We start from the raw sequence: 22,282 nt of genomic DNA on the forward strand, positions 1-22,282 counted from the left end.
CTCAGGCAAATACCTGCAGGCTCTGCGGCGGCAGCGCCACCCAGATGTCCTGCGAGCCCAGCCGCGGCATGGCCTCGGGGGCCAACTCCGCCAGCAGTGCATGGCCAGGCAGCGCCTTGAGCTCGAAGCTCATGCGGCAGCGGTTACCGAGGAAGGTGATTTCACGGACCATGGCCGGGAACAGGTTTTCTTCGTGCACCGCAGGGTTGACCGTGATCGCCTCCGGGCGGCAGAACAGCCGTCCGCTGCTGGGTCGGGCCGAACCTGGTGCCAGACGCATGTTCATGCCACCGACCTGGGCATGGCTGTCACTGCTGCGCTGGAACGGCAACCAGTTGCCCTGGCCGACGAACTCGGCAACGAATGGCGTGGCCGGCTGGTCGTAGATTTCCTGCGGGGTGGCGTATTGCTCGACCTGGCCGTTGTTCATCACCGCAATGCGGTCGGCCATCAGCATGGCCTCGTCCTGGTTGTGGGTGACCATCAGCGTGGTGATACCCAGCTGGCGCTGCAGTTGGCGCAGTTCGGTGCACAGGTGCTCGCGCACCCGGGCATCCAGCGCCGACATCGGCTCGTCCAGCAGCAGCAACGACGGCGATGGTGCCAGCGCGCGGGCCAGGGCCACACGCTGCTGCTGGCCACCGGAAAGCTGACCGGGGTATTTCTTCTCGCTGCCGGCCAGGCCCACCAGTTCGAGCATTTCGGCCACTCGCTGGCGAGCCTGCTCGCGGCCGCTGCCAGTCAGGCCATAGGCGATGTTGGCTTCGACGGTGAGGTTAGGGAACAGCGCATAGGACTGGAACAGGATGCCGTAGTCACGTGCCTGGGGTGGCAGCTCGGAGATATCGCGCTCGCCGATGTACAACGTACCGCGGTCCTGGCGCTCCAGGCCGGCGATGCAGCGCAGCAAGGTGGTCTTGCCGCAGCCGGACGGACCGAGCAGGCACACCAGTTCGCCGGCGGCGATGTCCAGCGAGACATCATTCAGCGCCGTGAAGGCGCCGAAGCGCTTGTGGATGTTGCGCACTTTCATCTGTGCGCCGGGGGTGGTGTGGTTCATGGCAGGGCCTCATCGAAGAGATGGGGGCCATGCTAGGAAGGCTGTGCGAAGGTTCTGTGGCTTTAGGGCAAAAGCCGGTGATAGTGGTATAGGCAGATTTTGTAGTGGTCTTCGCGGGCCTCTTCGCGGGTAAACCCGCTCCCACAGGAATCTCGCCGCATCTGAAGGCTGTGCAGTACCTGTGGGAGCGGGTTTACCCGCGAAGAAGCCAACACAGGTCTAGAACTATGAACCGGCAACTTCCTGCGCCACGCCAAGGAAGGCCGCCGGCAACCGCGCCTGGCGCCGCTCCTTCAGGCAATACAGGTATTCATGCATCACCGGCGCGTTCTCCAGCGCCAGCACCCGCAACTCAGGGTTGTGTGGCACCTCGTGCCGGGCAATCACGCTGATGCCGATATTGCGCAGCACCGCCTCGCGGATCGATTCGCGGCTGCCAATCTCCAGCAACGCCCCGGCCTTCACCCCGGCCTCTTGCATCATCTGCTCGGTCAGCTTGCGTGTGGTCGAGCCCTTCTCGCGCATCAGCAGGCAATGCCCGGCCACCACGTCAATGGACACCGCCTGGCGGTGTGCCAACGGGTGGTTACGATGCACCGCCACCACCAACGGGTCAGTCCCCAGCACCCGCCGCACCAGCCGAGCATCTTCCAGCAGTTGCGACGAAGCGGCGATATCCACCCGGTAGTCCTCGAGCATCTCCAGCACCTGCTGCGAGTTGCCGATTTCCACCGCCACTTCCACCTGCGGGAGGCGTTCGCGGAAGATCTTCACCAGGTCGAGAATGTAGTAAGGCGCCGTGGCCGCGATGCGCAGGCTGCCCTGGGCCTGGCCGCTGTTGCGCAGCTCGAACTCGATGTCGGCCTCCTGCTGCAGCAGTGCCTTGACCATCGGCAGCAGGCGCACGCCCTCCTCGCTCAGCACCAGGCGCCGCCCGCCGCGGTAGAACAGCTCGACCGCGTACTGGCTCTCCAGGTTGCGAATCTGCGTGGTCACCGTGGGCTGGCTGAGGCCGAGCTTCTTCGCCGCCAGGGTGATGCTGCCCAGGCGGGCCACCATGTAGAAGGCTTTAAGCTCCGAACTCAGCATGCACGTCCTCTATTTGCGCAACAGGCGCAAGCCGTTGAACACCACCAGCAGGCTCACGCCCATGTCGGCGAACACCGCCATCCACATGGTGGCCATGCCGGCAAAGGTGATCGCCAGGAAAATCGCCTTGATGCCCAACGCCAGAACGATGTTCTGCATGAGGATCGCCGCACTTTGGCGCGACAGCCTGACGAAGGCCGGGATTTTCCGCAAGTCGTCGTCCATCAGCGCCACATCGGCGGTTTCGATGGCGGTGTCGGTACCGGCCGCCGCCATGGCAAAACCGATCTCGGCGCGGGCCAGCGCCGGGGCGTCGTTGATACCGTCACCGACCATGCCCACCCGATGGCCCTGGGCGTACAGGGTTTCGATGCTCTTGAGCTTGTCGGCAGGCAGCAGGTTGCCTTCGGCACGGTCGATACCCACCACGGTGGCGATGGCCTGGGCGGTATGCGGATTGTCACCGGTCAGCATGACAGTCTTGATGCCCAGCTCATGCAGCTCGGCGATAGCCTGGCGACTGCTTTCCTTGACCGTGTCGGCCACCGCGAACAGCGCCAACGGGCCGGAGCGGTCGAGCAGCAGCACCACGGTCTTGCCCTGGCGCTCCAGCGCATCCAGCTGGGCCTCGAGCTCGGGCGAGCACAGCCCCAGCTCCTCGACTAGACGGTGGTTACCCAAGTGGTAAACCTCACCCGCGATGGTACCGCGCACACCGCGCCCGGCCAGGGCGGCGAAGTCATCAACCTCGCTCAAGGCCAGGCCTTGCTCCTTGCCGAACTGGGCAATGGCGCGGGAGACCGGGTGGTCGGAACGCTCGCCCAGGCTGGCGGCCAGGGCTTGCGCGCGGCCTTCGAACAGCGGCTCCAGTACCTTGGCGTCGGTCTGCACCGGCTTGCCGTGGGTGATGGTGCCGGTCTTGTCCAGGGCCAGGAAGTCCAGCTGGCGCCCGCCTTCCAGGTACACGCCACCCTTGATCAGGATGCCCTTGCGCGCGGCGGCAGCCAGGCCGCTGACGATGGTCACCGGGGTCGAGATCACCAGGGCGCATGGGCAGGCCACCACCAGCAGCACCAGGGCGCGATAGACCCAGTCGAACCAGGCACCGGCCATGAACAGCGGCGGTATCACCGCAACGGCCAGGGCAATGGCAAACACCACTGGGGTGTAGATGCGCGAGAAGCGGTCGACGAAACGCTGGGTAGGCGCCCGCGCGCCTTGCGCTTCCTCGACGGCCTTGATGATCCGCGCCAGGGTCGATTGCCCGGCAGCGGCGGTAACGCGGAACTCCAGCGCCCCTGCCTGGTTGATGGTGCCGGCGAACAACTTGTCGCCCACGGTCTTCTCCACAGGCAGGCTTTCGCCGGTGATCGGCGCCTGATCGACGGTGGATTGCCCGCTGGTCACTTCACCGTCCAGGCCAATGCGTTCGCCGGGGCGCACCCGCACCAGGGCCCCGATGGCCACCTCCCGCACCTCCACTTCCCGCCATTGGCCATCGGCCTGGCGCACGGTGGCCATGTCCGGGGTGAGCTGCATCAGGCCGCCAATGGCGTTGCGCGCGCGGTCCAGCGAGCGGGCTTCGATCAGCTCGGCGACGGTGAACAGCACCATCACCATGGCCGCTTCCGGCCACTGGCCAATCAGCACCGCGCCAGTCACGGCAATGCTCATCAGCGCGTTGATGTTGAGGTTGCGGTTTTTCAGGGCGATCCAGCCCTTCTTGTAGGTACCCAGGCCACAGCCGAGGATCGCTGCCAGCGCCAGCGCCGCCACCACCCACTCCGGGGCCAGCGCGGCAAAGTGCACCATTTCGGCGGCGATCGCGGCAATACCGGACAGCGCCAGCGGCCACCAGCGGGTCTTGGCGACTTGTGGTGCGCTGGCGGTGCCATCGTCTTCGGCGCCAAGCGGCTCGGCTTTCATGCCCAGGCTGTCGATAGCCTGCTCGATTTCAGCAGTGCCACCCAGGGTGTGGCGCACGCCGAGCACACGGTTGATCAGGTTGAACTCCAGCTGCTCGATACCGGCCAGCTTGCCCAGCTTGTCCTGGATCAGGGTCTGCTCGGTAGGGCAGTCCATGGCCTTGATGCGGAAACGGCTTAACTGGGCGTGGCTGCTGGCCTTTTCGCTCAGCTGGACCAAGGCTGGCGCAGCAGCGCTGCCACAGCAGCTGTGGGCGTGGTGATCGTGCTTGTGTTCGTGGCTGACAGGCTGGTTCATGGGGTCATCCTTAATTTGAGCCTGTTGCCAAGTGAACACCCTGTAGCCACTATAGGGTCAAGCCACTTGCTGGAGAATTTCGTGATGAAGATCGGAGAACTGGCCAAAGCCACCGACTGCGCCGTGGAAACCATCCGCTACTACGAGCGTGAACAGCTGCTGCCGGAGCCGGCGCGCAGCGACGGCAACTACCGGCTGTACACCCAGGCCCACGTCGAGCGGCTGACGTTCATCCGCAACTGCCGCACCCTGGACATGACCCTGGATGAAATCCGCAGCCTGCTACGCCTGCGCGACAGCCCCGATGATTCGTGCGGCAGCGTCAATGCGCTGATCGACGAGCATATCGAGCATGTGCAGGCGCGGATCGATGGATTGGTGGCGTTGCAGGAGCAGTTGGTGGAGCTGCGGCGGCGCTGCAATGCGCAAGGGGCGGAGTGTGCGATCTTGCAGCAACTGGAGACGAACGGGGCGGTATCGGTGCCGGAAACCGAGCATTCGCATGTGGGGCGAAGTCACGGGCATTGAGATTCTGGGGCTGCTTTGCAGCCCATCGCGACACAAGGCCGCTCCTACAGGCTACGCGATCTCCTGTAGGAGCGGCCTTGTGTCGCGAAAGGGGCGCAAAGCGCCCCCGGCAATCTAGAACATCACACCGCCATCGGCGCCGTCATCGGCGCATGGTGCTCATACCCTTCCAGCCAGAAATCGCTAGGCTCGATCTTCTCCAGCCACTCCGGCTCGTACTTCCCTGTGTCGGCAAACGCTGGCACGCGGTCGCTGATCACCAGCTTCGGCGCCTCCAGCGGCTCACGCTTGAGCTGCTCGTTGAGCATGTCCAGGTGGTTCTCATACACATGGGCATCGCCGATGAAGTAGGTGAACCAGCGCGGGGTGTAGCCGGTCAGGCGGCCGAACAGCGACAGCAGCGCCGCGCCTTCGGTGAGGTTGAACGGCGTACCCAGGCCCAGGTCGTTCGAGCGGATGTAGAGGGTCAGGGAGATTTCCCTGGTCTCAACGTTCGGGTGGAACTGGTACAGCAGGTGGCACGGCGGCAAGGCCATTTCGTCCAGCTGCGCGCAGTTCCAGCCGTGGAACAGGATACGGCGGCTGCCCGGGTCATTGGCGATGGTGTCCAGGCACTGCCGCACCTGGTCGATGGCCTTGTACAGGATGACGAACGCGACGCCGTCCTCCTCGTCCTGAGCGATGCGGCGGAAGCCCGCCTTCTCGGCCATTTCGATGGCCGCCGGGTTGCTCAGCGGGATGCGCTTGTAGCCCGGCCACTGGCGCCATTGCACGCCGTAGATCTCGCCCAGGTCGTCATGGCCCTGGCGGAATGGGTTGGCCAGCCACTGGGCGTTCTCGTTGGCGTTCTGGTCCCACACCTTGCAGCCCAGTTCGCGGAATTCACCGGCGTTCTTCACGCCACGCAGGAAACCGACCATTTCGCCGATCGCCGACTTGAACGCCAGTTTGCGCGTGGTAATGGCCGGGAAGCCCTTCTGCAAGTCGAAACGCAGCATGGCGCCCGGCAGGCTGATGGTGCGGATGCCGGTGCGGTTGCCCTGCAGCGTGCCGTTGTCGATGACGTCGCGGACCAGGTCCAGATACTGTTTCATGGCTTACCTGTAGCAAAAACGGCAGGGGGATCGCCCCTGCCGTGGGATTAATCAGGCGGGTTTCGCCGTAGGCTTGCGATTATAAGCCCACCAGATCAGGCCAAGGCCAGCCAGGATCATTGGCACGCACAGAATCTGACCCATGGTCAGCCAACCCCAGGCCAGGTAGCCCAGCTGGGCATCCGGTACGCGGACGAATTCGACGATGAAGCGGAAGATGCCGTAGAACAGCGCGAACATGCCGGATACCGCCATGGTCGGCCGCGGCTTGCGCGAGAACGCCCAGAGGATCAGGAACAGCGCCACACCTTCGAGTGCGAACTGGTACAGCTGCGATGGGTGACGCGGCAGCTGCGCCGGGTCGCTGAACGGTGGGAAGACCATCGCCCATGGCACGTCGGTGGCCTTGCCCCACAGCTCGGCGTTGATGAAGTTGCCGATGCGCCCGGCCCCCAGGCCGATCGGCACCAGCGGGGCGACAAAGTCCATCAGTTCGAAGAACGACTTGTTGTTGCGCTTGCCGAACCACAAGGCCGCCAGCATCACGCCGATGAAACCGCCGTGGAACGACATGCCACCCTTCCACACCTCGAAGATCAGCGTCGGATTGGCCAGGTAGGCGTGCAGGTCGTAGAACAGCACGTAGCCCAGGCGACCACCGACGATCACACCCATCGACAGCCAGAACACCAGGTCGGAGAGCTTTTCGCGCGTCCAGGTGGGGTCGAAGCGGTTCAGCCGGCGCGAGGCGAGCAGCCAGGCACCGCCGATGCCGACCAGGTACATCAGGCCGTACCAATGGATTTTCAGCGGCCCGATGGCCACGGCCACGGGGTCTATCTGCGGGTAAGGCAGCATGGAACTTCCTCTCGATTCAAATCAAAAAGCTGAGGCCGACACAGAACAGCAGGGCTGCGAACAGGCGTTTCAACAAACGTGGCGACAGCTTGTGCGCCAGGCGCGCGCCGAAGCGGGCGAAAAACATGCTGGTCACGGCAATGCCGAGCAGCGCCGGCAGGTACACGTAACCCAGGCTGTGGGCCGGCAGGTGCTCTTCGTGCCAACCCAGCAGCATGAAACTCAGGGCACTGGCCAAGGCAATGGGCAGGCCACAGGCCGAAGACGTGGCCACTGCCTGCTGCATGGGCAGGCTGCGCCAGGTCAGGAACGGCACGGTCAGCGAACCGCCACCGATGCCGAAAATGGCCGAAGCCCAGCCGATCACCCCACCTGCACCAATCAGCGCGGGCTTGCCGGGGATGCCACGACTGGCCTTGGGCTTGAGGTCCAGGGCCATCTGCGCGGCGATGACCAGGGCGAACACACCGATGATCTTTTGCAGCAGCGGCCCCTGAATCAGCGAGGCGGTCTTGGCGCCGACACCGGCCCCAAGGAGGATGCCGAGGGTCATCCAGGCGAAGATCGGCCATTGCACCGCGCCCTTGCGATGGTGCTCGAGCACGGCGTTGATCGAGGTGAAGACGATGGTTGCCAGCGACGTACCGACAGCCAGGTGGGTCAGCACCGAGGCATCGAAACCCTGCAAGGTGAAGCTGAACACCAGCACCGGCACGATGATGATACCGCCGCCCACGCCGAACAGCCCGGCCAGCACACCGGCGCAGGCACCCAACAGCAGATAGAGCACGAATTCCATTCGTCTTCCCCAAGAAATCAATCCGGCATGGTAACGGAAGCCGGGCTCACGGCTCTAGTGAACTGTGTGTCAGGTTGGAAGTGCCCCATCGGAGTGGGTACAGTGGAAAAAAACCGGAGGCCCTACCGATGTGCCTGATCGTATTCGCCTGGCGACCGGGGCACGCCCTGCCGCTGATCGTGGCGGCCAACCGCGATGAGTTCTATGCCCGCCCCACCCAGGCCCTGGCGGCCTGGGAGGATGCTCCCGGGGTATATGCCGGGCGCGACCTGGAGGCCGGCGGCACCTGGCTGGGCGTCGGTCCGCAGGGGCGGTTCGCGGCGCTGACCAATATTCGCGACCCGGCGCAGGCTTTGGGGCCGCGCTCGCGGGGCGAGCTGGTGGCGGCGTATCTGCAGGGGGAGTTGGGGGTCGGGGCCTATCTGGACCAGGTGGCCAGCCGCAGCAGGCAATATTCAGGGTTCAACCTGCTGGTGGGCGATGGACGGCAGCTGGGCTATCTGCATGCCCGAGACGCGGCGCCGCGCTTGCTGGAGGCTGGGGTTTACGGGCTTTCCAATGCCGGGCTGGATACGCCTTGGCCTAAGCTGATGAAGGCGCGCAGTGGGCTGGAAGGGTTACTGGAAACGCCAGAGCCACAGCGCTTGCTGGCATTGCTGGCCGATGCCGAACCGGCGCCGGAGGGCGAGTTGCCGGAGACGGGCGTGGGGTTGGCGACCGAGAAGCTGCTGTCGAGCGTGTTCATTGCCAGCCAGAACTACGGGACGCGGGCGAGCACGGTGCTGATTGTGGATGATCAGGGGAAAAGGCGACTGGTTGAACGCAGTTTCGGGCCCTTTGGTGGGCATTTGGGGGAAGTTGAGTTGCTGGCCTGATAATTTGACGTTGCTTGCTCCGGCCTCTTCGCGGGTAAACCCGCTCCCACAGGGATTGCGCCGCATCTGAAGGCTGCGCTGTACCTGTGGGAGCGGGTTTACCCGCGAAGAGGCCGGAACAGGCCACCTCACACTCAGAGGGTTTTATTGGCCCCAGGCCCGATCATCCGCGCCAACCCAAGGTTTTTCAGGGCCAGTTGCAGCGAGCTGTGGATAACCTGCGGGTTGTCATGGCTCAGGGCCTCGGTGAGCAATTCCTTGGCCTTGCCCAGGTTGATCTGGCGCAGCATCCACTTCACCTTCGGCAGGTTGGTGGCGTTCATCGACAGGCTGTCGAAGCCCATGGCCATCAACAGGATCGCCGCTGCCGGGTCACCGGCCATCTCACCGCAGATACTCACCGGCTTGCCTTCGCCATGGGCGTCGCGCACCACCGTGTTCAGCGCCTGCAACACCGCCGGGTGCAGGTAGTCGTACAGGTCGGCGACCCGCGGGTTGTTGCGGTCCACCGCCAGCAGGTACTGGGTCAGGTCGTTGGAACCGACCGACAGGAAGTCCACCTGCCGCGCCAGCTCCTTGGTCTGGTACACCGCCGCAGGAATTTCCACCATCACGCCAACCGGTGGCATCGGCACATCGGTGCCTTCGTCACGCACCTCGCCCCAGGCGCGGTGGATCAGGTGCAGCGCCTCTTCCAGCTCATGGATACCGGAAATCATCGGCAGCAGGATACGCAGGTTGTTCAGCCCCTCGCTGGCCTTGAGCATGGCGCGGGTCTGCACCAGGAAGATTTCCGGGTGGTCGAGGGTGACGCGAATGCCGCGCCAGCCGAGGAACGGGTTTTCTTCCTTGATCGGGAAGTACGACAGCGACTTGTCGCCACCGATGTCGAGGGTACGCATGGTCACCGGCAGCGGGTGGAAGGCCGCCAGCTGCTCGCGGTAGATGGCCAGCTGCTCTTTCTCGCTGGGGAAGCGCTGGTTGATCATGAACGGCACTTCGGTGCGGTACAGCCCCACCCCTTCGGCGCCACGCTGCTGGGCACGGGCCACGTCGGCGAGCAGGCCGGTGTTGACCCACAGCGGCATGCGGTGGCCGTCCGGGGTAACGCACGGCAGTTCGCGCAGGGCATCCAGGCCCTGGGCCAGCTGGCGCTCCTCCTCGACCACGTCGCTGTACTGCTTGCGCAGCACTTCGCTGGGGTTGGTGAACACCTCGCCCTTGTAGCCGTCGACGATCATCTCGATGCCGTCGACCTTGGAATAAGGCAGATCGACCAGGCCCATCACCGTGGGGATGCCCATGGCGCGAGCCAGGATGGCGACGTGGGAGTTGCCCGAGCCCAGTACCGAGACCAGGCCGACCAGCTTGCCTTCAGGCACTTCGCCGAGCATCGCCGGGGTCAGCTCTTCGCTGACCAGGATGGTGTTGTCGGCATACACCAGCGACTGCGCGCGGGCTTCCTGCAGGTAGGCCAGCAGGCGCCGGCCCAGGTCCTTGACGTCGGAGGCGCGCTCGCGCAGGTAGTCATCGTCCATCAGCTCGAAGCGGTTGACGTGCTCGCCCACCACCTGGCGCAGGGCACCCTGGGCCCACTGGCCGGTCTTGATGACTTCGGTCACCTCACCGCCCAGGGCCGCATCTTCGAGCATCATCAGGTACACATCGAACAGTGCACGCTCCTCCGGGCGCAGCTGGGTGGCCAGCTTGGCCGACAGCTTGCGCATATCGTCGCGCACACCTTCGAGGGCGTTCTGGAACAGCTTCAGTTCGGCGTCGATGTCATCGACGGTCTTGTCCGGTACCACTTCCAGATCGGCTGGCGGCAGCATAACCACTGCGCGCCCCACGGCGGCACCGGGCGAGCCCGGTACGCCGACGAAGCGCGCTTCCTGGATACCCTTGCCCTGGCGGCCCAGGCCACGGATCGAGCCGGTGGCCTCGGCGTGGGCGATAACCCCTGCGAGCTGGGCGCTCATGGTGACCAGGAAGGCTTCTTCGCCCTCGTCGAACTGGCGGCGCTCCTTTTGCTGGATGACCAATACCCCAACCACGCGGCGGTGGTGGATGATCGGCGCACCGAGGAAGGAGGCGAATTTTTCCTCGCCGGTTTCGGCAAAGTAGCGGTAACGCGGGTGGTCGGCAGCGTTTTCCAGGTTCAGCGGCTCTTCCCGGGTACCGACCAGGCCGACCAGGCCTTCGTTGGGGGCCATGCTGACCTTGCCGATGGAACGCTTGTTCAGGCCTTCGGTGGCCATCAGCACGAAGCGGTTGGTTTCCGGGTCGAGCAGGTAGACCGAGCAGACCTGGCTGCCCATGGCCTCCTTGACACGCAAGACAATGATCCCCAACGCCGACTTGAGATCTTTGGCGGAGTTTACTTCCTGGACGATCTTGCGCAGCGTATTGAGCATGGCTCGGGGTCGAACTCCGTCGTCAGTCGCGCGTCAGCAGACGCGGTGCTAGCTCTTTCAGGGCGCGTCGGTAGACCTCGCGCTTGAATGTCACAACCTGGCCCAGCGGGTACCAATAGCTGACCCAACGCCAGCCGTCGAATTCCGGCTTGCCGGTCAGGTCCATCCGCACCCGTTGTTCGTTGCTGACCAGACGCAGCAGGAACCATTTCTGCTTCTGGCCGATGCACAGCGGCTGGCTATGCGTACGCACCAGTCGCTGGGGTAAACGATAACGCAACCAGCCACGGGTGCAGGCAAGAATTTCCACATCATCGCGTTCAAGGCCAACTTCTTCGTTCAGCTCGCGGTACAGGGCATCTTCCGGCGTCTCGTCAGGGTTGATGCCACCCTGGGGAAACTGCCAGGCATCCTGGTTGATCCGTCGAGCCCATAGCACCTGCCCGGCATCATTCGTGAGAATGATCCCGACATTGGGGCGAAAACCATCCGGGTCGATCACGGCAGCAACCTCGCAAACGCATGTCACCGCATTGTTCCACAAAGCTTGCGAGCGCAGCAACGCGCCCGCCAAGCTTATGTGCAGCAGCGTGAAAACTCCGTATTCTGCGGGCCTACCCTGTGGCTTATGCGAGTGACCGCGATGCGCCTGGCTTTATTCGACCTGGACGATACCCTCCTCGGTGGCGACAGCGACCATGCCTGGGGTGACTACCTTTGCCAGCGCGGCATCCTCGACCCGGTTACCTACAAGCAACGCAACGATGGCTTCTATCAGGAATACCTGAATGGGACCCTGGACCTGCAGGCCTACCTGGCCTTTTCCATGGAAATCCTTGCGGCAACACCAGTATCCCAGCTCGACGAATGGCACCATGATTTCATGCGCGATTGCATCGAGCCGATCATCCTGCCAAAGGCGCTTAGCTTGCTGCAGCAGCACCGCGAGGCCGGCGACCAGCTGGTGATCATCACCGCCACCAACCGCTTCGTCACCGCACCGATTGCCCGGCGCCTGGGGGTTCGCGTGTTGCTGGCGACCGAATGCGAAACGCGTGATGGCCGCTATACCGGGCGTAGTACCGATATACCGTGTTTCCGTGAAGGCAAGGTGACGCGGCTGGAGCGCTGGATGCTGGAGAACGGCTTCGACCTTGAGGACAGCTATTTCTATAGCGACTCGATGAACGATTTGCCGCTGTTGCAGCGGGTGGCGCATGCGGTGGCGGTGGACCCCGACCCGAAGCTGCGGACGGAGGCCGAGATGCGTGGGTGGCCGGTGGTTTCGCTGCGGGATTGAGGTTTTACTGTGCCGGCCTCTTCGCGGGTAAACCCGCTCCCACAGGTACTGCACAGCCCTCAAGCCTTGCGCAGAGCCTGTAGGAGCGGGTTTACCCGCGAAGAGGCCAGCACATACAGCACTAGGCTGTCAGACCGGCTTGGCCCCCATCAGCCCGGCGATGGACAGGAAGCAAACCCCACTGAACACCGCCAGTGCCAGGGTAAAGCGCAACCCCACCACCTCGGCCTTGCGCAGCCGGTTCAACCGCACCAGCAGCCACCACACGGCAAACGCGCCCAGCGTATAGATGACGCTGGACGCCAGCACCCAGGTCTGCCCCAGCGGCCAGCCCACCAGGTGCACCAGCCACCAGCCGGTGAACGGCATGCTCACCAGGCACAGGCCCATCACCAGCCAGACGAACACCAGCGGCCGACGCAGCAGCTTGGCGTAAGCCTCGGCATCGCCCTGGCGGCGGGCGCGCACGGTCCAGAGCGCCAGGCCCAGAGCACCCAGCAGCAGGAGCGCGGTGGCGATGATGTGCAGGGTCTTGAGGGTGGTCAGGTGTTCCATGTCTCGGTTGTCCTTAAGCAGGCCATTTTGTGCAGGCTTCTTCGCGGGCAAGCCCGCGAAAGGGCCATCAGCCCCAGCTTAGCCTCTCAGCCCAGGAACAGCTTGTAAGCCGGGTTGTCGGTTTCGTCCCAGTACGGGTAGCCGATCTTGGCCAGCGCCGCCGGCACCAGGTGGCGCTCGTCTTCCGGCACCTGCAACCCCGCCACCACGCGCCCGTCAGCGGCGCCATGGTTGCGGTAATGGAACATCGAGATGTTCCAGCGCCCGCCCAGCTTGTTGAGGAAGTTGAACAGCGCCCCCGGCCGCTCGGGGAACTCGAAACGCAGCACCATCTCGTCACTGGCACCGGCCGAATGACCACCAACCATATGGCGAATATGCAGCTTGGCCAGCTCGTTGTCGGTCAGGTCGGTAACCGGGAAGCCCTGCTCGGTCAGTTGCTGTACCAGCGCCGCACGCGGGTCGTTTTCCGGGTGGGTCTGCACGCCGACGAAGATATGCGCCTCGTCGGAGGTGTGCTTGCGGTAGTTGAATTCGGTGATCTGGCGCTTGCCGATAGCCTCGCAGAAGGCCTTGAAGCTGCCCGGGCGCTCGGGAATGGTAACGGCGATGATCGCTTCGCGCTTTTCACCCAGCTCGGCACGCTCGGCCACATGGCGCAGGCGGTCGAAGTTGACGTTGGCACCGGAGTCGATGGCCACCAGGGTCTGCCCGGTCACGCCGTACAACTCGACGTACTTCTTGATGCCCGCCACGCCCAAGGCACCAGCAGGTTCGGTGATCGAGCGGGTATCATCGTAGATATCCTTGATAGCCGCGCAGATTTCGTCGGTACTGACGGTGACCACTTCATCCACATGGTGGCGGCAGATGTCGAAGGTGTGCTGGCCGATCTGCGCCACCGCCACACCGTCGGCGAACAGCCCGACCTGCGGCAGCACCACGCGCTCGCCGGCCGCCATGGCCGCCTGCAGGCAGTTGGAGTCGTCCGGCTCGACACCAATCACCTTGATTTCCGGGCGCAGGTATTTCACGTAGGCAGCAATGCCGGCGATCAGGCCACCGCCACCCACCGGCACGAAGATCGCGTCCAGCTGGCCTGGGTGCTGGCGCAGGATCTCCATGGCCACGGTGCCCTGCCCGGCGATGGTGTGCGGGTCGTCGTAGGGGTGCACGTAGACGAAGCCCTTTTCATCGACCAGTTTCAGCGAATAGGCCAGCGCCTCGGGGAACGAGTCGCCATGCAGCACCACCTTGCCGCCCCGCGAACGCACGCCCTCGACCTTGATCTCCGGGGTGGTCTTGGGCATCACGATAGTGGCCTTGATACCCATCTCGCGCGCAGCCAGGGCCAGGCCCTGGGCATGGTTGCCGGCAGAGGCGGTGACCACGCCGCGGGCCAGTTCTTCCGGGGTCAGTTGGGCCAGCTTGTTGTAGGCCCCGCGGATCTTGAACGAGAACACCGGCTGCAGGTCTTCGCGCTTGAGCAGAATCTGGTTGCCCAGGCGCTTGCTCAGCTGCCCGGCGCTCTGCAGCGGGGTTTCGACCGCGACGTCGTAGACGCGCGAGGTGAGGATCTTCTTGACGTACTGTTCGAGCATCGGGAATGCATCACTGGGCCGCGGGACAAGGGCTGGGAGTCTACCCCAGCGCTACGTCGGGCGACCACAGCAAAGCCGCCCGAGCCGTTATACTAGGCTCTTTTCAAAACCGCCCTGCCCCTCTCGGAGCCCGCATGACCCAGGACCAACTCAAACAGGCCGTCGCCCAGGCCGCTGTCGACTTCATTCTGCCCAAGCTGGATGAAAAGAGCGTCGTCGGCGTCGGCACCGGTTCGACCGCCAACTTCTTCATCGACGCCCTGGCTCAGCACAAGACCGCCTTCGACGGCGCGGTCGCCAGCTCCGAAGCCACTGCCCAGCGTCTGAAGGGCCATGGCATCCCGGTCTACGAGCTGAACAGCGTCAGCGAACTGGAGTTCTACGTGGACGGCGCCGACGAGAGTGACGCGCACCTGAACCTGATCAAAGGCGGCGGCGCAGCCCTGACCCGCGAGAAGATCGTCGCCGCCGTGGCCAAGACCTTCATCTGCATCGCCGATGCCAGCAAGCTGGTACCGGTGCTGGGCGCGTTCCCGCTGCCGGTCGAAGTGATCCCGATGGCCCGCAGCCACGTGGCGCGCCAGTTGGTCAAACTGGGCGGCGACCCGGTGTACCGTGAGGGCGTGGTTACCGACAACGGCAATGTGATCCTCGATGTGCACAACCTGCAGATCACCAACCCGGTGGAGCTGGAAGCGCAGATCAATGCCATTGTTGGCGTGGTGACCAACGGCCTGTTCGCGGCACGGCCGGCGGATTTGCTGCTGCTGGGTACCTCTGAGGGCGTGAAGAGCCTCAAGGCCGAGTAACTTTCTGCTAGAGCTTCGCCCTCGATTCGCAGCACAAGGCTGCTCCTACAGGGGTACGCGGTTTCCTGTAGGAGCAGCCTTGTGCTGCGAATGGGCTGCAAAGCAGCCCCACCTGCTCACTCCGCTGGCTGTTTGAACACATAGAACAGGTTCGGCTCACTGACCAGATAGATGGTCCCCGCCTCATCCATCGCAATCCCCTCCGCCTGCGGCACCGTCGCCTGCAACCCCTGGAACCCCTTGCGTAACGACAAGGTACTCAGCGGCCGGCCCTCCACATCCAGCTCCAGCACCAGCCGCGACTCGTCCGACAGCGCCAGCAAGTGCCCGCTGCGCTCATCGAACTGCAAGCTCGACAGGTCCCGCACGAACAGCCGCGAATCGCGCTTGCGGTCCTGCACCACATGCACCGCATAGGGCTGCTCAGGATTGTCGTGCGGGAAGCCATGCACCTCGTAGATCAGCATTGGGTCACGCTCCTTGGCCACGAATAGGCGCTTACCCGCCGAATCGTAAGCCAGCCCCTCGAAACCCTTGTTGCCGTTCAGGCCAATGCCCAGGGTCAGCTGCTCGGCATCGCCGGCATCGAGGAACATCGTGTCGTCCTCCAGGCGCACGCGAATCAGCCGCTGCTGACGCTCGTCGGTGATCACATAGCTGTTGGCCCCGACGTACTCCACGGCTTCCGGGTCGCCGAAGCCGGTCAGCGGCACTCGGCGCAGGATGCGCCCGTCCGGCGACAGCTCGATCAGCTCCGAGCGTGCATTGGTAACGGTAAACAGAGTCTTGCGGTCGGGGTCGTAGGTCAGCGCCGAGATGTCGTCATCCAGCCCCTCGATCGGCTGCGCCTCCACCACCACCCGGTAACGGTCCAGGCCGATGCTTTGCTCGGCTGGCTGCCACCAGGCCTTGAGGTTGAACCAGCCACGCTCGAACAGGCGAAACTCCTGCCCGGCCAAGCCGAGCAGGATCAGGCCGATAACGACCAGAACAGGGAACGGACGAACAAAACGGCGCATGAGGGAAGACTCGACACAGGGGTGACGAATCTAATCACGAACAACTGAAGTAAAGCTTAATGCCAGCATCCGAAAAGTCGGATGTTTGGGTCAGTTTTTGCTGAAGCGATAGAACAGTGCCGGCTCGCTGACCATGTACAGGTTGCCCTTGTCGTCCATGGCCACCCCTTCGGCACGCGGGATGGTGTGCTGCAGGCCGTTGAAACCGCCGAGCAGGGTCATGAAACTGACTTGCTGGCCCTGCTCGTCCAGTTCCAGAAGCATGTTGGAGTCGGACGACAGCACCAACAAGTGGCCGGTACGCGGATCCACGCCAAGCGCCGAGAGGTTGCGCAGGTCCAGTTCATCACTGGGCAAAAGCTGTTTTTCACCCGTGAGCGGGCTGCGACCGTCGGTATTCCAGGTATACAGCCTGGGCGGGCGCTCCTCGCCGATTACCAGGCGCTGGCGCAGCGGGTCCCAGGCCACCGCCTCGAAGCCCTTGTTGCTCTTCACCGACGGGCCCAGGTCGTGGTTCTGGAAATCATCATGGTTCAACGAGGTGGTCTGCGCATCCACCTTGACCACGGTCAGGTCGTGCAGGCGCTCATCGGTGATTGCCAGGTAGCCGTCTTCCAGTACGGCGACGCCTTCCGGGTTGTTCCAGCCGTTGAGGGGGATCTTGCGCAGCACATCGCCATCCAGGCTCAGTTCGACCAGGATCGGGTTCTTGCCCATGACTGCGAACAGGGTGCGGGTACGCGGGTTGAAGGCAACATCCGAAGCCTCATCGTCGTCCATGCCCGGCAACGGTTTGGCATCGATGTCGACCTTGTAGTCTGGTAGCCATACGCTCTCGCTGCGCTCGGCGGTGCTTTCGAAGCTTTCCTTGACCCACAGCGCGCCGCGGTCATCCCAGTGCATGGCCACGGCCACGCCATAGCCGATTACCGCCGCCGCGGCCAGGCCGAAGGGCCAGCGCAGGAAGAAACGACGCTTGGGGGTTGCCGGGGCGCTGGAGGGAGATGGCATGCGGGGGTCCTGGGGAAATGGGCGTAGATTCGCGCATTATCCGGATCAGGTGTGAAAAATCGGTAAACAGGACCGGCCTCTTCGCGGGTAAACCCGCTCCCACAGGCATAGCGTCGCCCTTGAGGGTTGCGCAGTACCTGTGGGAGCGGGTTTACCCGCGAAGAAGGCGACGCGGTCTCGAGTCAGAGCACCCGGCTTTCGAAGCGGCTCACACCCGGCAACTCCAGCACCAGCTCATCACCGACATTGAACGGCCCTACGCCTGCCGGGGTGCCGGTGAGGATCACATCCCCCGCCTGCAGCGAAAAATGCGCGGCCATGTACTGAATCATCGGCACGATCGGGTTGAGCATCATCGCGCTATTACCATCCTGGCGAACTTCGCCGTTGACTGTCAGGCGCACCGGGATGTCGGTCACATCCTCGAAGCTGGCGGCCGACACGAACGGCGGCAGTACGCAGGCGCCATCGAAGCACTTGGCCAGCTCCCAGGGCAGGCCCTTCTCTTTCAGCTTGGCCTGCACGTCACGCAGGGTAAGGTCCAGCGCCGGTGCGTAGCCGGAAATGGCGTCCAGCACCTCTTCCTCGCTCGGGTGAGTCGACAGCGGCTTGCCCAGCAGCACGGCAATTTCCGCCTCATAGTGCACCGAGCCACGTTCCGTCGGAATCTTGAAGCCACCCTCGGCTGGTACCACGCAGCTGCCCGGCTTGATGAACAGCAGCGGTTCGGTGGGGATCGGATTGTCCAGCTCCTTGGCATGCTCGGCATAGTTACGGCCGATGCACACCACCTTGCCCAGCGGGAAGTGAATGCGTGTGCCGTCTACGTACTGATGCTGGTAACTCATGGCCGACTCCTCTGGATACTGCTTTCTATTCAGGTGCGAAGATCTTACCCGGATTCATGATGCCGTTAGGGTCGAACACGGCCTTTATTGCCTTCATGCAGGCAATTTCTTCGGGCGAGCGGCTGTAGCCCAGGTAGTCACGCTTGGTCATGCCCACACCATGCTCGGCGGAGATCGAGCCGTTGTAGCGCTCGACGATCTCGAACACCCACTTGTTGACCTTGGTGCACGAGGCGAAGAAGTCGTCCTTGTTCATGTGCTCGGGCTTGAGGATGTTCAGGTGCAGGTTGCCGTCGCCGATGTGGCCGTACCACACCACTTCGTAATCCGGGTAATGTTCGGCGACGATGGCATCTATATCGCGCAGGAACGCTGGCACTTTCGACACCGTGACAGAAATGTCGTTCTTGTACGGGGTCCAGTGCGAGATTGTTTCCGACAGGTACTCGCGCAGTTTCCACAGGTTTTTCAGCTGGGTCTCGCTCTGGCTCATCACCCCGTCCAGCACCCAGCCTTGCTCGACGCAGTGCTCGAAGGTGGCCAGCGCTTCGTTGGCCACCTCCTCGGTGCTGGCCTCGAACTCCAGCAGCGCGTAGAACGGGCAGTCGGTCTCGAACGGCGCCGGCACGTCGCCACGCGCCAGGATCCTGGCCAGGCCCTTGTCGGAGAAGAACTCGAAGGCAGTCAGGTCCAGCTTGCCCTGGAAGGCATGCAGCACAGGCATGATCGAGTCGAAATCGGGGGTACCCAGCACCATCGCAGTGAGGTTGCGCGGCGCACGGTCCAGACGCATGGTGGCCTCGACCACGAAGCCAAGGGTACCTTCGGCACCGATGAACAGCTGGCGCAGGTCGTAGCCGGTGGCGTTCTTGATCAGGTCCTTGTTCAGCTCCAGCAGCTCACCCTTGCCGGTCACCACTTTCAACCCGGCCACCCAGTTGCGGGTCATGCCGTAGCGAATCACCTTGATTCCACCGGCATTGGTGCCGATATTGCCGCCAATCTGGCTGGAACCGCTGGAGGCGAAGTCCACCGGGTAATACAAGCCCTGTTCTTCGGCGTAGGCCTGCAGCTGGCGGGTAATCACCCCTGGCTGGCAGACCACGGTGCGGTCGAAGGCATTGAAGCCGAGAATCTGGTTCATGTAGTCGAAGGCGACCACCACTTCGCCGTTGGCCGCCACGGCGCCTGCGGAAAGCCCGGTACGCCCGCCAGACGGCACCAGCGCCACCTTGTGCGTATTGGCCCAGCGCACGATCGCCTGCACCTGCTCCACCGTCTTGGGAAAGACGATGGCGCTGGGTGCCGGTGGGTAATGCTTGGTCCAGTCCTTGCCATAGGCTTCCAGGGAAGCTGCGTCGGTCAGGACCTTGCCAGGGTCGACAAGGGTCATCAGTTCATCAATTACAGCGGGGTGAGTCATCGCTGGAACTCTCGACTTATTCATAGTCACCCTGAGCACTCTTCACCTGTCGGGATAAGCTCAGATTGTGTCGCGTATGCTAGCATAGCCCTCCCGCTGTTCATGCTAAGGCTGCCTTTGCGCCTGGCATCACCCTCGCCATTTTTTCTCCGGGATACAGGTTTACGCAGATGAGCAAGACTTCTCTCGACAAGAGCAAGATCCGGTTCCTTCTTCTTGAAGGTGTGCACCAGAACGCGGTCGATACCCTCAAGGCCGCCGGCTACACCAACATCGAATACCTCACTGGTTCGCTGCCGGAAGCCGAGCTGAAGGAAAAGATCGCCGATGCCCACTTCATCGGCATCCGTTCGCGCACCCAGCTGACCGAAGAGATCTTCGATTGCGCCAAGAAACTGGTCGCCGTTGGCTGCTTCTGCATCGGCACCAACCAGGTCGACCTGGAAGCTGCCCGCGAGCGCGGTATCGCCGTGTTCAACGCGCCATACTCCAACACCCGTTCGGTAGCCGAACTGGTACTGGCCGAAGCCATCCTGCTGCTGCGCGGCATCCCCGAGAAGAACGCTTCCTGCCACCGTGGCGGCTGGATCAAGAGCGCGGCCAATTCCTTCGAAATCCGCGGCAAGAAGCTGGGTATCGTCGGTTACGGCTCGATCGGCACCCAGCTGTCGGTCCTGGCCGAGAACATGGGCATGCAGGTGTATTTCTACGACCCGCTGACCAAGCTGCCACTGGGCAACGCCGTGCAGGTCACCAGCCTGCACGAGCTGCTGGGCCTGGCCGACATCGTTTCGCTGCACGTGCCTGAGCTGCCGTCCACCCAGTGGATGATCGGCGAGAAGGAAATCCGCGCGATGAAGAAGGGCGCGATCCTGATCAACGCCGCACGCGGCACCGTGGTCGAGCTGGACCACCTGGCCGCCGCCATCAAGGACCAGCACCTGATCGGCGCCGCCATCGACGTGTTCCCGGTGGAGCCGCGCTCCAACGACGAGCAGTTCGAAAGCCCGCTGCGTGGCCTGGACAACGTGATCCTGACCCCGCACATCGGTGGTTCCACTGCCGAAGCCCAGGCCAACATCGGCCTGGAAGTGGCCGAGAAGCTGGTCAAGTACAGCGACAACGGTACCTCGGTATCCTCGGTCAACTTCCCGGAAGTGGCCCTGCCGGCGCACCCAGGCAAGCACCGTCTGCTGCACATCCACGAAAACATCCCGGGCGTGCTCAGCGAGATCAACAAGGTCTTCGCCGAGAACGGCATCAACATCTCCGGTCAGTTCCTGCAGACCAACGAGAAAGTCGGTTATGTGGTGATCGACGTTGACGCCGAGTACTCCGACCTGGCGCAAGAGAAGCTGCAACAGGTCAAGGGCACCATCCGTTCCCGCGTCCTGTTCTAAGTTCGCTGGCGGCATGAAAAAAGGGAGGCCCTGGTGGCCTCCCTTTTTTTGCCTGTGACATTGGTGTCGCTTGCTTCGCGGGCTTGCCCGCGAAGAGCTCAACCCCTATTTCACGTCGACAGTAATCTTCTGCGACACGACGCTCGGCTTGAACGGCACGTGATACTGGTCACCCAGCACCAGCTGCAGGGTGTGCTTGCCTGGGGTCAGGGTAATGCTGGTTTCGGTCTGCGCCTTGCCGAAGTGCAGTACTTGCGGGCCGCCCGGCAATGCGGTGCCGGCCTGTGGCATCAGGCTGGCCGGCAGCGCCATGTCGGCCACCGGCTCTTTATCCACATCCACCAGCAGGTGGTGGTGGCCGGTGTGCGGGGTGTTGTCACCCGCAGGCTTGAGTGCCATGCCCTCGATGCCGAACTTGACGGTGAAGGTTTTGTCGACCGTGGCGCCATCGGCGGGGGAAACGATGAAGACCTTGGCATCCTTGGGCGGCTCCTGGCTCTTCAGGGCATCTGCGGCACTGGCGAACATTGACGCCCCCATCAACAGACCAGCAACGGCAGCACGCGAAAATAGGCTGTTCATTCACTTCTCCTGTGATTCACTTATTGACCGCCGCCAGTATTCCAGTGGCGGCGGTGGTTCACCTTAGTTGATATCTGTGCCTGGATGTTCACAGCGTCAGGCAGAAATATTTCAATCAGGGTTAAACAATGCCGAGGCTTCAAGGTCATAGGCTGCGCTCGACCACAGCGAGGAAGAAAGCCGTGGCGAAGGTTATTCATCTGCCAAAGAGAAAAGGGGCTTTAATGCGTTCGACCATAGGAGTAATGCTGGCGGTACTGATCACGCCATTGGCTCAGGCCGAGCTGATAGACGAAATTGCCGACCGGGGCGAACTGCGCATTGCCGTACAGGCCGACAACTCGCCGTACGCATTCAAGGAAAACGACCACCTGAGCGGTTTCGAGATCGACTTCGGCCAGGCGCTGGCCAGGGAACTGGACCTGCGCGCCGAGTTCATCGAAGCCCCTGCGGCAGAGGTACTGCCCGGTGTCGAGAGTGGCAAGTACGACATCGCACTGACCCCGTCGAGCGAATCGCCCAAAGGTGACGGCCCGCTCGATGTGAGCCTGCCGTTTGGCGAGAAGCAGCTGGTGATCCCGTTCCAGAAGGACAACCCGGCGTTCGAGAGTGCGGTGAACAATGCACTGCAGCGGCTCAAAGACAGCGGGCGGACTGCCGAGCTTGAGCAGAAGTGGTTCAAGGGTGTGCCTGAGACTGCGTCCGGGCAATAGGATTTTTGCTGCCAGTACCGGCCTCTTCGCGGGTGAACCCGCTCCCACAAGTTCTCCACAGCCCTCAAGGCTTGTGATGTC

21 protein-coding genes are annotated in these 22,282 nt (G+C 63.2%); 6 read left to right on the forward strand and 15 right to left on the reverse strand.

The annotated features are described in order from the left end of the window. Nucleotide 1 precedes the first annotated feature (1 nt). The 3 genes from M1D87_RS24920 to M1D87_RS24930 all read right to left on the reverse strand — a co-directional run bounded on the left by M1D87_RS24920 (nucleotide 2) and on the right by M1D87_RS24930 (nucleotide 4,372). The gene (locus M1D87_RS24920; protein ID WP_025340998.1) at nucleotides 2-1,060 is read right to left on the reverse strand and encodes a putative 2-aminoethylphosphonate ABC transporter ATP-binding protein; all 1,059 of its coding nucleotides are present in this window, start codon (nucleotides 1,058-1,060) and stop codon (nucleotides 2-4) included. Nucleotides 1,061-1,285: 225 nt separating this feature from the next. Further along, nucleotides 1,286-2,149 carry a LysR family transcriptional regulator gene (locus M1D87_RS24925; RefSeq protein WP_232880809.1) on the reverse strand — a complete coding sequence of 288 codons (864 nt, stop codon included), beginning with the start codon at nucleotides 2,147-2,149 and terminating at the stop codon, nucleotides 1,286-1,288. A 9-nt stretch (nucleotides 2,150-2,158) separates the two neighbouring features. Beyond that, a complete protein-coding gene (locus M1D87_RS24930) occupies nucleotides 2,159-4,372 on the reverse strand; it encodes a heavy metal translocating P-type ATPase (protein ID WP_123084576.1) in 2,214 nt (737 codons plus the stop codon). Between the two features lie 84 nt (nucleotides 4,373-4,456). On the opposite strand from M1D87_RS24930, the gene cadR reads away from it, so the two are divergent. Then, nucleotides 4,457-4,900, forward strand: a complete 444-nt coding sequence (cadR, locus tag M1D87_RS24935) for a cadmium resistance transcriptional regulator CadR (RefSeq protein WP_015272183.1) — start codon at nucleotides 4,457-4,459, stop codon at nucleotides 4,898-4,900. A 122-nt stretch (nucleotides 4,901-5,022) separates the two neighbouring features. Here cadR and M1D87_RS24940 read toward each other — a convergent pair whose 3' ends face one another. Genes M1D87_RS24940 through M1D87_RS24950 form a run of 3 tightly spaced genes read right to left on the reverse strand, consistent with a single transcriptional unit; the run spans nucleotide 5,023 to nucleotide 7,651 of the window. Next, on the reverse strand, nucleotides 5,023-5,994 hold the full coding sequence (locus M1D87_RS24940; protein WP_061550295.1) for a thymidylate synthase: 972 nt from the start codon (nucleotides 5,992-5,994) through the stop codon (nucleotides 5,023-5,025). 51 nt (nucleotides 5,995-6,045) lie between these two features. Further along, nucleotides 6,046-6,852 (reverse strand): prolipoprotein diacylglyceryl transferase, encoded by an 807-nt coding sequence (gene lgt / locus M1D87_RS24945; protein ID WP_013974665.1) that lies wholly within the window; start codon nucleotides 6,850-6,852, stop codon nucleotides 6,046-6,048. Nucleotides 6,853-6,868: 16 nt separating this feature from the next. Further along, the gene (locus M1D87_RS24950) at nucleotides 6,869-7,651 is read right to left on the reverse strand and encodes a sulfite exporter TauE/SafE family protein (RefSeq protein ID WP_024087873.1); all 783 of its coding nucleotides are present in this window, start codon (nucleotides 7,649-7,651) and stop codon (nucleotides 6,869-6,871) included. A gap of 128 nt (nucleotides 7,652-7,779) precedes the next feature. On the opposite strand from M1D87_RS24950, the gene M1D87_RS24955 reads away from it, so the two are divergent. Then, nucleotides 7,780-8,526: an NRDE family protein gene (locus M1D87_RS24955; protein ID WP_123084577.1), complete on the forward strand. Its 747-nt coding sequence runs from the start codon at nucleotides 7,780-7,782 to the stop codon at nucleotides 8,524-8,526. 134 nt (nucleotides 8,527-8,660) lie between these two features. Here the strand turns inward: M1D87_RS24955 and ptsP are convergent, their stop codons facing one another. After that, on the reverse strand, nucleotides 8,661-10,940 hold the full coding sequence (gene ptsP, locus M1D87_RS24960) for a phosphoenolpyruvate--protein phosphotransferase (protein WP_023660917.1): 2,280 nt from the start codon (nucleotides 10,938-10,940) through the stop codon (nucleotides 8,661-8,663). A 22-nt stretch (nucleotides 10,941-10,962) separates the two neighbouring features. Then, entirely contained in the window at nucleotides 10,963-11,442 is a 480-nt protein-coding gene (locus M1D87_RS24965; RefSeq protein ID WP_003249017.1) for an RNA pyrophosphohydrolase, read from the reverse strand. Nucleotides 11,443-11,583: 141 nt separating this feature from the next. Here M1D87_RS24965 and M1D87_RS24970 point away from each other — a divergent pair, with 141 nt between their 5' ends. Further along, nucleotides 11,584-12,240: a histidinol-phosphatase gene (locus tag M1D87_RS24970; protein WP_123084578.1), complete on the forward strand. Its 657-nt coding sequence runs from the start codon at nucleotides 11,584-11,586 to the stop codon at nucleotides 12,238-12,240. Between the two features lie 129 nt (nucleotides 12,241-12,369). On the opposite strand, the gene M1D87_RS24975 is transcribed toward M1D87_RS24970, so the two are convergent. Beyond that, the gene (locus tag M1D87_RS24975; protein WP_015272187.1) at nucleotides 12,370-12,795 is read right to left on the reverse strand and encodes a DUF2269 domain-containing protein; all 426 of its coding nucleotides are present in this window, start codon (nucleotides 12,793-12,795) and stop codon (nucleotides 12,370-12,372) included. A gap of 86 nt (nucleotides 12,796-12,881) precedes the next feature. Then, nucleotides 12,882-14,396 carry a threonine ammonia-lyase, biosynthetic gene (gene ilvA / locus M1D87_RS24980; RefSeq protein WP_013974671.1) on the reverse strand — a complete coding sequence of 505 codons (1,515 nt, stop codon included), beginning with the start codon at nucleotides 14,394-14,396 and terminating at the stop codon, nucleotides 12,882-12,884. Between the two features lie 134 nt (nucleotides 14,397-14,530). Between ilvA and rpiA the strand changes: the two genes are divergently transcribed. Continuing rightward, the gene (gene rpiA, locus M1D87_RS24985; protein WP_013974672.1) at nucleotides 14,531-15,205 is read left to right on the forward strand and encodes a ribose-5-phosphate isomerase RpiA; all 675 of its coding nucleotides are present in this window, start codon (nucleotides 14,531-14,533) and stop codon (nucleotides 15,203-15,205) included. Nucleotides 15,206-15,321: 116 nt separating this feature from the next. Here the strand turns inward: rpiA and M1D87_RS24990 are convergent, their stop codons facing one another. The 4 genes from M1D87_RS24990 to M1D87_RS25005 all read right to left on the reverse strand — a co-directional run bounded on the left by M1D87_RS24990 (nucleotide 15,322) and on the right by M1D87_RS25005 (nucleotide 19,506). Then, the gene (locus tag M1D87_RS24990; protein WP_123084579.1) at nucleotides 15,322-16,224 is read right to left on the reverse strand and encodes an SdiA-regulated domain-containing protein; all 903 of its coding nucleotides are present in this window, start codon (nucleotides 16,222-16,224) and stop codon (nucleotides 15,322-15,324) included. A gap of 90 nt (nucleotides 16,225-16,314) precedes the next feature. Continuing rightward, entirely contained in the window at nucleotides 16,315-17,235 is a 921-nt protein-coding gene (locus M1D87_RS24995) for an SdiA-regulated domain-containing protein (protein ID WP_123084580.1), read from the reverse strand. Nucleotides 17,236-17,417: 182 nt separating this feature from the next. Further along, complete coding sequence (locus M1D87_RS25000) at nucleotides 17,418-18,083, reverse strand: fumarylacetoacetate hydrolase family protein (RefSeq protein WP_024087876.1); 666 nt, start codon at nucleotides 18,081-18,083, stop codon at nucleotides 17,418-17,420. 25 nt (nucleotides 18,084-18,108) lie between these two features. After that, nucleotides 18,109-19,506 (reverse strand): FAD-binding oxidoreductase, encoded by a 1,398-nt coding sequence (locus M1D87_RS25005; protein WP_123084581.1) that lies wholly within the window; start codon nucleotides 19,504-19,506, stop codon nucleotides 18,109-18,111. A 170-nt stretch (nucleotides 19,507-19,676) separates the two neighbouring features. Here M1D87_RS25005 and serA point away from each other — a divergent pair, with 170 nt between their 5' ends. Next, nucleotides 19,677-20,906, forward strand: coding sequence for a phosphoglycerate dehydrogenase (gene serA / locus M1D87_RS25010; protein ID WP_003258542.1), 1,230 nt, complete (start codon nucleotides 19,677-19,679; stop codon nucleotides 20,904-20,906). Nucleotides 20,907-21,011: 105 nt separating this feature from the next. On the opposite strand, the gene M1D87_RS25015 is transcribed toward serA, so the two are convergent. After that, entirely contained in the window at nucleotides 21,012-21,488 is a 477-nt protein-coding gene (locus M1D87_RS25015; protein ID WP_123084582.1) for a DUF4399 domain-containing protein, read from the reverse strand. 224 nt (nucleotides 21,489-21,712) lie between these two features. Here M1D87_RS25015 and M1D87_RS25020 point away from each other — a divergent pair, with 224 nt between their 5' ends. Continuing rightward, complete coding sequence (locus M1D87_RS25020) at nucleotides 21,713-22,201, forward strand: substrate-binding periplasmic protein (protein ID WP_123084583.1); 489 nt, start codon at nucleotides 21,713-21,715, stop codon at nucleotides 22,199-22,201. The last annotated feature ends 81 nt before the right edge of the window (nucleotides 22,202-22,282 follow it).

The sequence above is a fragment of the Pseudomonas sp. SA233 genome (genome assembly GCF_054792385.1).

Bases quoted from the DNA above. Each gene is read 5' to 3' on its own strand.
- M1D87_RS24920 (WP_025340998.1), bottom strand. From the start codon at position 1,060: ATGAACCACACCACCCCCGGCGCACAGATGAAAGTGCGCAACATCCAC.
- M1D87_RS24925 (WP_232880809.1), bottom strand. From the start codon at position 2,149: ATGCTGAGTTCGGAGCTTAAAGCCTTCTACATGGTGGCCCGCCTGGGC.
- M1D87_RS24930 (WP_123084576.1), bottom strand. From the start codon at position 4,372: ATGAACCAGCCTGTCAGCCACGAACACAAGCACGATCACCACGCCCAC.
- cadR (WP_015272183.1), top strand. From the start codon at position 4,457: ATGAAGATCGGAGAACTGGCCAAAGCCACCGACTGCGCCGTGGAAACC.
- M1D87_RS24940 (WP_061550295.1), bottom strand. From the start codon at position 5,994: ATGAAACAGTATCTGGACCTGGTCCGCGACGTCATCGACAACGGCACG.
- lgt (WP_013974665.1), bottom strand. From the start codon at position 6,852: ATGCTGCCTTACCCGCAGATAGACCCCGTGGCCGTGGCCATCGGGCCG.
- M1D87_RS24950 (WP_024087873.1), bottom strand. From the start codon at position 7,651: ATGGAATTCGTGCTCTATCTGCTGTTGGGTGCCTGCGCCGGTGTGCTG.
- M1D87_RS24955 (WP_123084577.1), top strand. From the start codon at position 7,780: ATGTGCCTGATCGTATTCGCCTGGCGACCGGGGCACGCCCTGCCGCTG.
- ptsP (WP_023660917.1), bottom strand. From the start codon at position 10,940: ATGCTCAATACGCTGCGCAAGATCGTCCAGGAAGTAAACTCCGCCAAA.
- M1D87_RS24970 (WP_123084578.1), top strand. From the start codon at position 11,584: ATGCGCCTGGCTTTATTCGACCTGGACGATACCCTCCTCGGTGGCGAC.
- M1D87_RS24975 (WP_015272187.1), bottom strand. From the start codon at position 12,795: ATGGAACACCTGACCACCCTCAAGACCCTGCACATCATCGCCACCGCG.
- ilvA (WP_013974671.1), bottom strand. From the start codon at position 14,396: ATGCTCGAACAGTACGTCAAGAAGATCCTCACCTCGCGCGTCTACGAC.
- rpiA (WP_013974672.1), top strand. From the start codon at position 14,531: ATGACCCAGGACCAACTCAAACAGGCCGTCGCCCAGGCCGCTGTCGAC.
- M1D87_RS24990 (WP_123084579.1), bottom strand. From the start codon at position 16,224: ATGCGCCGTTTTGTTCGTCCGTTCCCTGTTCTGGTCGTTATCGGCCTG.
- M1D87_RS24995 (WP_123084580.1), bottom strand. From the start codon at position 17,235: ATGCCATCTCCCTCCAGCGCCCCGGCAACCCCCAAGCGTCGTTTCTTC.
- M1D87_RS25000 (WP_024087876.1), bottom strand. From the start codon at position 18,083: ATGAGTTACCAGCATCAGTACGTAGACGGCACACGCATTCACTTCCCG.
- M1D87_RS25005 (WP_123084581.1), bottom strand. From the start codon at position 19,506: ATGACTCACCCCGCTGTAATTGATGAACTGATGACCCTTGTCGACCCT.
- serA (WP_003258542.1), top strand. From the start codon at position 19,677: ATGAGCAAGACTTCTCTCGACAAGAGCAAGATCCGGTTCCTTCTTCTT.
- M1D87_RS25015 (WP_123084582.1), bottom strand. From the start codon at position 21,488: ATGAACAGCCTATTTTCGCGTGCTGCCGTTGCTGGTCTGTTGATGGGG.
- M1D87_RS25020 (WP_123084583.1), top strand. From the start codon at position 21,713: ATGCGTTCGACCATAGGAGTAATGCTGGCGGTACTGATCACGCCATTG.